Annotated in this window: 10 protein-coding genes; 3 read left to right on the top strand and 7 right to left on the bottom strand. The window is 72.4% G+C overall.

The features are described from left to right. On the bottom strand, window positions 1-497 hold a 497-nt coding region (locus AC30N0_RS16205), incomplete at its 3' end, for a uroporphyrinogen decarboxylase/cobalamine-independent methonine synthase family protein (protein WP_489518930.1). Beyond that, window positions 494-1489, bottom strand: coding sequence for an ABC transporter substrate-binding protein (locus AC30N0_RS16200; protein WP_489518929.1), 996 nt, complete (start codon window positions 1487-1489; stop codon window positions 494-496). The genes AC30N0_RS16200 and AC30N0_RS16205, both read right to left, overlap by 4 nt. Window positions 1490-1621: 132 nt before the next feature. Here AC30N0_RS16200 and AC30N0_RS16195 point away from each other — a divergent pair, with 132 nt between their 5' ends. The 3 genes from AC30N0_RS16195 to AC30N0_RS16185 are packed head-to-tail and all read left to right on the top strand — an operon-like array spanning window position 1622 to window position 4408. Then, on the top strand, window positions 1622-2389 hold the full coding sequence (locus AC30N0_RS16195; protein ID WP_489518928.1) for an ABC transporter permease: 768 nt from the start codon (window positions 1622-1624) through the stop codon (window positions 2387-2389). 4 nt (window positions 2390-2393) lie between these two features. Next, complete coding sequence (locus AC30N0_RS16190) at window positions 2394-3158, top strand: ABC transporter ATP-binding protein (RefSeq protein WP_489518927.1); 765 nt, start codon at window positions 2394-2396, stop codon at window positions 3156-3158. A gap of 41 nt (window positions 3159-3199) precedes the next feature. Beyond that, complete coding sequence (locus AC30N0_RS16185) at window positions 3200-4408, top strand: PQQ-dependent sugar dehydrogenase (protein ID WP_489518926.1); 1209 nt, start codon at window positions 3200-3202, stop codon at window positions 4406-4408. On the opposite strand, the gene AC30N0_RS16180 is transcribed toward AC30N0_RS16185, so the two are convergent. The 5 genes from AC30N0_RS16180 to AC30N0_RS16160 all read right to left on the bottom strand — a co-directional run. Then, window positions 4392-5819: an amidase gene (locus tag AC30N0_RS16180; protein ID WP_489518925.1), complete on the bottom strand. Its 1428-nt coding sequence runs from the start codon at window positions 5817-5819 to the stop codon at window positions 4392-4394. The genes AC30N0_RS16185 and AC30N0_RS16180 overlap by 17 nt on opposite strands. 28 nt (window positions 5820-5847) lie before the next feature. After that, on the bottom strand, window positions 5848-7326 hold the full coding sequence (locus AC30N0_RS16175) for an enolase C-terminal domain-like protein (protein ID WP_489518924.1): 1479 nt from the start codon (window positions 7324-7326) through the stop codon (window positions 5848-5850). Between the two features lie 88 nt (window positions 7327-7414). Then, complete coding sequence (locus AC30N0_RS16170; RefSeq protein WP_489518923.1) at window positions 7415-8488, bottom strand: dihydrodipicolinate synthase family protein; 1074 nt, start codon at window positions 8486-8488, stop codon at window positions 7415-7417. Next, entirely contained in the window at window positions 8485-9327 is an 843-nt protein-coding gene (locus tag AC30N0_RS16165; RefSeq protein WP_489518922.1) for a GNAT family N-acetyltransferase, read from the bottom strand. Before AC30N0_RS16165 ends, AC30N0_RS16170 begins: the two co-directional genes overlap by 4 nt. Then, window positions 9314-10217: NAD-dependent epimerase/dehydratase family protein (locus tag AC30N0_RS16160; RefSeq protein ID WP_489518921.1), on the bottom strand; the 904-nt coding region annotated here is incomplete at its 5' end. The genes AC30N0_RS16160 and AC30N0_RS16165, both read right to left, overlap by 14 nt.

The raw sequence follows: 10217 nt of genomic DNA, 5'->3' as shown, positions 1-10217 counted from the left end.
GTGCTGCGGTAGTGGTGGTCGAGCAGCGTCTTGGCCAGCATGTGCGGGCCGGTGACCGTGAACTTGAAGGCGTGCGTGGCGAGCGCCGCCGCGCGCTGGCAGGCGAGCGGCAGGTCGAGCGTGCCGCTCGACACCGGGCCGTCGACGACGCCGGGCGCGCGGGTGCGGAAGCGCATGCCGGGCATGGCGCGGAAGGCCATGACCTCCTCGAAGGTCATCTCGTAACGCACGCCCTGCATGGGCCGCACGAAGTACTCGATCATCCCGTTCGTCTCGGGATGGTTGACGTCGAAGCGGTAGAGCTCGCCGTCGCAGACGACGTCGACGCCGGCCTGCTCCTGCGTCGCGATGACGACCCGCGTGGCGTCGATCAGCCCCTGCTCGGAGGGCGTGGCGACCAGCCACTCCGGCACCGGGTAGGAGCCGACGACGGTGGTGCGGATGCGCGGAGCGGCGTCGGTGGACTGCACGACCGGGGCGCTGCGCGCGCCCGTCATTTCGTCATCTTGATCGAGCGATCGAGGAACTCGTTGGTGTAGGCCGTCTTGACATCAAAGGGCTGGTCGAGGCCGATGTAGGTCTTGACCATCTCGTAGTCAGCGGCCATGCGCGCGTCGTCGAGCCAGCCGAGGCCCACGCCCTTCGACACCTTGTCGCTCATGAGCACCTCGACCAGGGCCCAGTTCTGCATCTCGTTGTCCATCTGCAGGGCGCCGTTGGCCTCGACGAGCGCCTGCACGCACGGCCGCGGCGTCTGCACGCAGGTGGCGAAGGCCTTCTGCGTGACCTTCACGAAGTTCGCGACCACCGGCTTGTTGGCCTTCAGGTAGTCGGCGTTGACGATCACGGTGTTGCCGTAGGGGTTGAAGCCGGCGTCTTTCCAGGCGAGGAAACCCATGTCGTCGCCGAGCTCGCGCTGGAAGATGTGGTGGATGTTGTAGAACGAGGTGGTGGCGTCGATCGACTTCGCCTTCAGGGCCGCGAGCTTGCTGTTCGCATCGATGTTGACGAAGGTCACCGACCCCGGGTCGATGCCGTTGGCCTTGGCGAAGGCCGGCCAGACGCTGCGCGAGCCGTCGCCGGCCGGGTTGCCGATCTTCTTGCCCGCGAGGTCCTTCACGGACTTGATGCCGGAGCTCTTCAGCCAGTAGAAGCCTTGCGGCGAGTTGGCGTAGATGTTGTAGACACCGACCGTGTTGGCGCCCTTGCTGCGGCCGACCAGCGCATTGGCCAGGTCGGCGATGCCGATCTGGTTGGCACCGGCGCCGACCTTCTGCACCGCCGGCGCCGAGCCGCGGCCCGGCTCGATGGTGAGGTCGATCCCGGCCTCCTTGTACCAGCCCATCTTCTTCGCGTAGTAGAAGGGCGCGTGGTCGCCGCCGGGGACCCAGTTGAGGATCAGGTCGAGCTTCTGCTGCGCCATGGCAGGCACGGCGGCGAGGCTGGCGGCGAAGCCGGCGACGATGGCGAGACGGCGAACGAGGTGCATGGCGACTCCTGGACAGAACCTCGTTTCAGTCTAGCAAGAGCGCCCCACGCCCGGGAGAGCAATGACCCCGATGCGCAGCCCATATGATGGCGCGCCGCCCAACCCGTTGCCCCACCTCGTGCCGCCTGCTCGATGCCCGACCTGAACAACCGCTGGACGCGCCCTTCGATGGCGGTGGCCTCGCACCTGGCCCTGCTCCTGGCCTGGTACCTGTTCGTGAAGTTCGGCAACGTGCCGAAGTTCGTCATGCCGTCGCCGGGCGACACGGCGGCGACGCTGTTCTCCGGCACCTACAGCTGGTGGACCAACACCGCCGTCACCGCCATCGAGATCTTCGGGGGCTACCTGATCGCGCTGGTCGTCGGCGTGGTCCTGGCGCTGGCCTTTACGTGGTCGAAGCCGCTCGAGGCCTTCATGATGCCGCTGCTCGTGAGCCTGAACATGATCCCGAAGGTCGCGCTCGGGCCGCTGATCATCGTCTGGTTCAAGTACGGGATCGTCCCGAACATGATGATCGCGTTCTCGATCTGCGTGTTCCCGATCCTGCTGACCACCGTGCGCGGCCTGCGCGAGGTCGAGCCCGACCTGCTCGACCTGGTGCGCACCCTGCGCGGCTCGCGCTGGCAGGTCTTCACCAAGATCCAGCTGCCCGGGGCCCTGCCGTACATCTTCTCGGGCATGAAGGTGGGCGCGATCCTCGCCGTGGCGGGCGCCATCGTGGGCGAGTTCCTCGGCTCCGACAAGGGCCTCGGCTACCTGATGCTGCAGGTGCAGGTGACGCTCGACACCGCGGCGATGTTCATGGCCGTGCTGCTGATCACCCTGCTCGGCATGATCCTCTACGGCTCGGTGCTGCTGCTCGAGCGCGCCTTCGTCGTTCCCGACGCGCGCCTGGGCTGAACGAATGACCGCTCCCTTCATCCACCTCTCCGGCGTCGCCAAGACCTACGGCCGCGGCCCGACCGCGCACCTGGCGATCTCCGACGCGACCTTCGACGTCATGCCGGGCGAGCTGGCCTGCCTGGTCGGCCCGTCAGGCTGCGGCAAGAGCACGCTGCTGAAGATCCTCGCCGGCCTGCACCCGCACGACGCCGGAACGGTGACGATCGGCTCGCCCGAGGTGCCGTTCGATCCGGCGCGCGACATCGGCATGGTCTTCCAGGCGCCCTTGCTGCTGAAGTGGCGCACGATCATCGACAACGTCCTCCTGCCGGCCGAGATCCTCGGCTTGCCGGGAAAGGAAAGCCGTGACAGGGCCCGTGACCTGCTCGCCCTCGTCGGCCTGTCCGGCAGCGAAGGCAAGCGGCCGTACGAGCTGTCCGGCGGCATGCAGCAGCGCGCGGCGATCGCCCGCTCCCTGGTGCACGACCCGAAACTGGTGCTGATGGACGAGCCCTTCGGCGCCCTCGACGCGCTCACGCGCGAGAAGATGAACCTCGAGCTGCTGCGCATCTGGAAGCAGTCCGGCAAGACCATCCTCTTCGTCACGCACGGCATCTCCGAGGCGGTGTTCCTCGGCACCCGCGTCGTCGTCTTCACCGCCGGGCCGGCGCGCATGGCCGACAACTTCGAGATCGAGCTGCCGCACCCGCGCACGCTCGACATCAAGACGCACGAAGCCTTCGGCGTCTACACCCGGCGCATCTACAAGCTGCTCGGCATGGAGTAGCGGGGCATGCGCCTTGCTCCGCGCCGCGCATGATGGATTCGATGCGCGCGCTCCTCGCCGCGACGCTGTTCCTCGCCGCCGCCGCCGCCCAGGCGCAGCGCAGCGACGCCGGCTGCACCCCGGTCGACAGCCGCGCCGCCAACGCCTCGCAGCAGCAGCCGGCCTTCGCAGGGCAGACGCGGGCCTGCGCCGCCGCACCGAGCGCCGCATTCAACGTGACCGTGCTGGCCAAGGGGCTCGAGCACCCCTGGGCCGTCGAGCCGCTGCCCGGCGGTGACCTGCTCGTCACCGAGAAGCCCGGCCGTCTGCGCATCGTCTCGGCGAGCGGCCAGGTCGGGCCGCCCCTCGCCGGCCTGCCTGCCGTCGACTACCGCAACCAGGGCGGCCTGCTCGACGTCGCACTCAGCCCCCGCTTCGCGAGCGACCGGACGATCTTCTGGAGCTACACCGAGCTCCGCGAGGGCGGCAACGGCACCAGCGTCGCGCGCGGCGTGGTGACGGCCGACGGTCGCGGCCTGGAGCAGGTCCGCGTCATCCTGCGCGCGATGCCGACGCACGACGGCGGCCACCACTTCGGCTCGCGCCTGGCCTTCGACCGCGACGGGCTGCTCTACGTGACCCTCGGCGACCGCTCCGACCGGCAGATCCGGCCGCAGGCGCAGCAGCTGTCGAGCCACATGGGCAAGATCCTGCGCATCCGCGCCGACGGCTCGGTGCCGCCGGACAACCCGTTCACAGGCCAGGCCGGCGCCCGGCCGGAGATCTGGAGCCTCGGCCACCGCAACATCCAGGCCGCCGCATTCGACGCGCAGGGGCGGCTCTGGACCGGCGAGATGGGCGCGCAGGGCGGCGACGAGGTCAACCTCGTCGAGAAGGGCAAGAACTACGGCTGGCCGGCGATCTCGTACGGGCAGGAGTACTCGGGCCAGCCGATCGGCCCCGGTGCCACCACCCAGGCCGGCCTCGAGCAGCCGGTCTACTACTGGGACCCGGTCGTCGCGCCATCGGGGGCCGAGTGGTACGGCGGCGCCGCGTTCCCAGCCTGGCGCGGCCACCTCTTCATGGGCGGGCTGCGCGGGCGGGCGCTGGTGCGGCTGGTCGTCGAGGGCGGCCGGGTGGTCGCCGAGGAACGGCTCCTCGCCGACCGCGGCCAGCGCATCCGCGACGTCCGCCAGGGCCCCGATGGCGCGCTCTACGTCGTCACCGACGAGCGCAACGGCGAGCTGCTGAAGCTCACGCCAAAGCCGTGAGCCCGGGCGGCCGCCGCCCGAACCAGGGCCGCGCCCGCTCGAGCTGCGCCGCCAGGCGCAGCAGCGTCGCCTCGTCGCCGCTGCGGCCGGCGATCTGGCAGCCGATCGGCACGCCGGCTGCGCTCCAGTAGAGCGGCAGCGACGCCGCCGGCTGCCCCGTGACGTTGAACGGGTAGGTGAACGGGCAGTGGTCCGTGAAGCCGCGGGCCCAGGCCTCGGCCGTCGCCGGCCCGGACGAGAAGCGGCCGATCGGCAGCGGCGGCCCGGCCAGCGTCGGCGTCAGCCAGACGTCGTGGCGGGCGAAGAAGGCGGCGATCGCCCGCGCCTGCCGGCTCAGGCCGTGCAGGGCGACGATCAGGTCGGCCGCGCTCAGCGATCGCGCCTGCTCGGCGACGGCGCGGGTCATGGGCTCGACCTCGCCAGGCGCCGGCAGCGGCCCGCCGGTGGCGCGGGCAATGTTGGCCATGGCGTGCGCGCCGAACACCGTCGCGAAGCCGACCTGCAAGGCGTTCCAGTCGCACTCCGGCGAAGCCTCCTCGACGTGGTGGCCGAGCGATTCGCACAGACTCGCCGCGTCCTCGACGGCGGCAACGCACTCGGCGGCGATCGGCACCCCCACCGGCGCGGCGCGGGCGAAACCGATGCGCAGCCGCCCGGGCTCGACGCCGGTCTCGGCGAGGAACGGCCGCTCCGGCGGCGGTGCCGTGTACGGGTCGCCCGGGGCGGGGCCGGCGGTGGCGTCGAGCAGGGCGGCGCTGTCGCGCACGCTGCGGCTGACGACGTGCTGCACCGACAGCCCGCTCAGGCCTTCGCCGACCTCCGGGCCGAAGCTGACCCGGCCGCGCGTCGGCTTGAGGCCGAACAGGCCGCAGCACGAGGCCGGGATGCGGATCGAGCCGCCGCCGTCCGTGGCGTGCGCCGCGGGGACGATGCCCGCCGCGACCGCCGCCGCCGAGCCGCCGCTCGAGCCGCCCGGCGAGAGGCTCAAGTTCCACGGGTTGCGCGTCGTCCCGTACAGCGCCGACTCGGTGACAGGCAGGAGGCCGAACTCCGGCGAGTTGGTCTTGCCGAAGACGACCAGCCCGGCCCGTCGGTAGCGCGCGACGAGCTCGCCGTCGCGGGCGGCCGCGGCGCCGGCAAAGAGCCGCGAGGCGTTGCTCGTGGCCGTGCCGGCGACGCCGGCGAGCAGCTCCTTGACGAGGAAGGGCACGCCGGCAAACGGCCCGGTCGGGGCGCGTGCGGCGAGCGCCGCACGCGCCGCATCGTCGAGCCGCGTCACCACCGCGTTGAGGGCCGGGTCGCGCGCCTCGGTGCGCTGCAGCGCCGCAGCGAGCAGCTCGGCCGCCGAGACCTGGCCGCTGTGCACCAGTTCGGCGAGGCCCAGGCCGTCGAAGGATTCGTACTCCTTCATCGCCGCGGCGCCGGGTGCGCGTCGGCGGTTATGTCGCCGGCCGCCCGGCGGCGGCGACGCTCCCGGTCGGCCAGTCGGCCTTCGCCATCGGCGCGGCGGCCGAGAGATCGGGGACGACCGAGGTGCCGAAGCCCGGGCACTCGAGCGAGCTCAGGTCGAGCCGGCCGCCGTGGATCGCCAGGCGGACGCGGCCGCGGTCGGCTTCATACAGGTCGGGGTGAGCGTGCAGGAAGGCTTCGGCCTCGGCCGGCGGGCGGCCGGCGAAGCCGTCGATGAAGTGGTGTCCGTTGCGCTCGACGTCGGCCAGGCCGAGCAGGGCGACCAGGGCCAGGTCCTGCTGCACGGCGTGGCCGGCCTGCGTCGTCAGGTCCTCGCCGGACAGGAAGTAGGCGCCCTCGCCCTCGGCGTTCCAGCGCCGGCAGCGCGCCAGGTTGACGATGGACTTGTAGAAGCCCTTGCAGGCCTTCGAGGAGACGCCGCCGTAGCCGAGGGCACGGGCGCGGACGAAGGCATCGATCTCGCCGTCGCTCTCGTCGATGATCACCGGGCGGTGCCGGGCCAGCGCCGCGACGCTGCGCGACAGCGCCGCCTGGCGCCTGATCGGCTGCTCGATGAAGAGGGTCGAGGCGACCAGCCGCTGCAGGGCCGGCGCCGCCTCCATCGCGCTCCACAGTGCGACCACGGCCTCGACATCGTCGAACTGCTCGTTGCCGTCGAGGGTCACGTGCAGCGGGCCCTCGATGCCGTCGAGGACGCCGGCAATGCGGGCCAGCCGGTCGATGTCGGCGCGCAGGTCGCCGCTCACCTTGAGCTTGAAGGCGCGCTGCCCGTAGCGGGCGACCACCTCCTCGAGCGTTTCCGGCAGGCCGTCGTCGACGCGGCGGCCCGGCGCCTGGTCGGCGGCGACGATCGGGTCGAGGAGGCCGACCGTGTGCCGCGCCTCGATGCTGTGCACGGGTTCGAGGCCGGCGAGGAAGGGGCCGAAGTCGATCGAGCCGAGATCGACCAGGATCGGATGCGCGACCATGCCGGCAACGTTGCTGCGCATGGCCGCCCAGAAGCTGGCGCCGAGCAGGCGGCAGACGGCGTCGAGCACGGCGCGGTCGAGCAGGGCGTTGCCGTAGCCGGCGACGAGCGGCGGCAGGCCGAGCTCGCGGCCGGCGCGCATCTGCCGCCGGTAGTGGTCGGCGTAGAGCTCGAAGGCCGTCGCGATCGGCGCGTCGACGTAGGCGTCGACGGCGATCTCGATCGCCTTGCGCAGCTGGTGCCGGTTCTGCTCGTCGCCGAGGGCCGGGTCCTTGTCGAACCACTTCGCGGCCAGCGACTCGGCGGCGTAGCCGAAGCCTTCGCGGCCGTCGTCGAGGCACACGTGGGCGCGCAGGCAGGCCTGCACGCCTTCGTTGATGGTGACGACGCCGAAGCGGAACGGCAGGCGATGCCGGTAGGGCTGCTCGAAGGCGTCGACGCCGAGGACCCGGAGCCGCGGTGCGATCGAGGCGCTTGTCACGCGCTCCCCGGCCGGGCGCCGGGGCGCCCCAAGCCCGGCCGCGCCCCCGCGGGGGGCAGGGACCGACGGGACTCGCCATCGGGCCTCGTCATTCCAGCCAGCGCTCGAGGTGCTCGGCCACGAAGGCGTCGTCTGAGAGGTCGGCATGCTCGCGGCAGACGCGGTCGATGGCCTCGCGCTGGCCGGGGCTCAGGCCTTCGCCGGGGTCGAGACAGGCGATGGTCGTCAGCAGGCCCTGCCGGCGCAGCACCTCGTGGCAGCCGGCGATGCAGCCGTGGAAGCCGTTGGCGACGTCGAAGAAGGCGCTGTTGCAGTCGGTGACCCGGCTGTCGAGGGCGAGCAGCTCGGCGTCGATGGCGGCGCCGGGCCGGCCCGCGGCCGCCTTGCAGCGCTCGAGCAGCTGCACCGCCGAGCGCGTCCACACCGACCAGTGGCCGAGCAGGCCGCCGACGAAGCGAGCCGTGACCGGCGCACCGTCGCGCAAGGCCACGAAGGGCGTGACCAGGTCGAGCACGATGTGGTCGTCGTTGCCGGTGTAGAGGGCGACGCGTTTCTCGGCGCCGGCAGCGACGACGCCGCGCACCACGTCGAGCGTGCGGTAGCGGTTGAAGGGCGCGACCTTGATCGCGACGACGTTGTCGATGGCCGCGAAGCGGGTCCAGAAGTCGGTGCCGAGGTCGAGCCCGCCGACCGCCGGCTGCAGGTAGAAGCCGATCAGCGGGATCTCCTCGGCCACGGACCGGCAATGCTCGATCAGGGCCGCGGTGCCCGCGCCCTTCAGGGCCGCGAGGCTGAGCAGGCCGGCCTGGTAGCCGAGGCCGCGCGCCGTCCGCGCTTCGCCGAGCGCCTGCGCGGTGTCGCCGCAGACGCCGGCGACGAGCAGCGGCGACGGGGTCGGCACGAGCCGCTTCCAGCCGCGCGCTTCCTCGGCGGCGATGCGCAGCACCTCCTCGTAGAGGCCGGCGCCGCGGATCGCGAACTGGGTCGTGTGCACGCCGACGGCCAGGCCGCCGGCGCCGGCGTCGAGGTAGTAGCGGGCCAAGGCGCGCTGCCGGCGCACGTCGAGGCGGCGCGAGGCGTCGAGGGCGAGCGGGTGCGCCGGGATGGCGAGGCCTTCGAAGAGGCGGGCGCGCACGGTGGCGACGAGCGGGCTGTCGATCATCCGAACTCCGGGCCGGCCAGGGCGAACAGGGTCGCGTCCGGTTCGCTGGCGGGTGCGGCACCCAGCGCCATGCGGACAAAGGGGCGCTGGCGGACGAAGCTGCGCTGCGCCAGGGTCTCGACCAACCCGGCGCTGCGAACCGGCACGTCGATGAAGACGCGGCCGGCAGTGCGCGCGAGCACGTGGCCGAGCAGCGTGAGTGCCGCCCCGACGGTGGCGGCGACCAGCGGACCGACCTGGGTCGCACGGTGGCCGGCGCGGGCGACGACGAAGCCGGCGTCCTTCGGGTGCAGCCAGGCGCAGGTCGTGGGACGGGCCAGGAAGTCGCGCAGCAGGACCTCGCGGCCGACGCCGCCGAGCGCGGCCCGGTCGAGGTCGACGATGCGGGCCAGGTCGTCGATGCCGGCCGCCGGCAGCTCGTCGCCCGTGGCCGCACCGCCCTCGCCTTCCCAGCGCTCGAAGGCGAAGCCGGGCACGAAGCCGAGCTGCCGGTACACCGCCTGGCCGGCCGGCGTGGCGTCGAGCGTCGGCGCCAGGCCGAGCGACTGCAGGTGGCGGATGCACTCGCCCATCAGGCGCGAGGCCAGGCCGCGATGGCGCCAGTGCGGGTCGACCAGGACCATCGAGATCCAGCCGGCGCCGCCCTCGTACGGCAGCGCCGCGGCGGTGGCGACGAGGTTGCCGACCTCGTCGCGACAGCCGACGGCGTGGCCGTGCGCGAGAAAAAGCCGCCAGTCGTCGTGGCTCTGGTTCCAGCCGGCGGCGGCCGACAGGGCCAGCCCGCCGCGCACGTCGGCTGCGACCAGCCGTTCGATCGCGGCGATGTCAGAACCGGCCATCGCGGACTTCGAACTTGGTCGGCTTGTTAAAGCTCGCGCCGCCCCGCTGCACCCAGTGGGCGACCCAGTCGAGCATCGGCCCGAGCGGCACCTGCGGGTAGCCGAACAGCGACGCGGCCAGCGTGGTGTCGGAAAGCAGCGCTGTCGGCGCTTCGCTGCCGGTGATCGTCGCCGCCAGGCCCATGCGCGCGCCGAGCGCTTCGGCGAGCGAGCGCACCGACAGCGTCTCCGGGCCGGTGCAGTTGATCGGCGTCGCCGGCGTCGTGCAGTGGCGCAGGCAGCGCAGGACCTGCGCGTTCGCATCGCCCTGCCAGATGACGTTGACGTGGCCCATGGTCACGTCGACCGGGTCGCCCCGGTGCACCTTGCCGGCGATGTCCACCAGCACGCCGTAGCGCATGTCGATCGCGTAGTTGAGGCGGACCAGCCGCCCGGGCGTGCCGTGGACGCCGGAGAAGTGCTCGAACATCCGCTCGCGGCCGAGGCAGGACTGCGCGTATTCGCCGACCGGCAGCGGCAGCGTCGTCTCGTTGGCGGCGGCGCGACCGAGCGTCGTCAGCGGGTAGACGTTGCCGCTCGAGAAGGCGACGATGCGCGAGGCGCGGAAGGTCTCGGCGACGAGCGCCGGCACGTGCGTGTTCATGGCCCAGGTGAGCGCCGGGTTGCCGCTGGCGCCGAACTTGTGCCCGGCGGCGAAGACGATGTTCGGCCAGCGCGGCAGGGCCTCGAGCGCGGCCCGGTCGAGCAGATCGCAGGCGATCGTCTCGACGCCGTGCGCCTCGAGCTGGCGGCGCACCGCCAGGTCGCTGAAGCGGGCCACGCCGATGACGCGCTTGGTGGGCGCGGCGCGCTTGGCCAGACGGGCGAGGGTCGGCCCCATCTTGCCGCCG

This window comes from Rhizobacter sp. (genome assembly GCF_031412495.1).
Lineage (GTDB): Bacteria > Pseudomonadota > Gammaproteobacteria > Burkholderiales > Burkholderiaceae_C > Schlegelella_A.
This window is presented reverse-complemented; position numbering and strand designations above follow the sequence as displayed.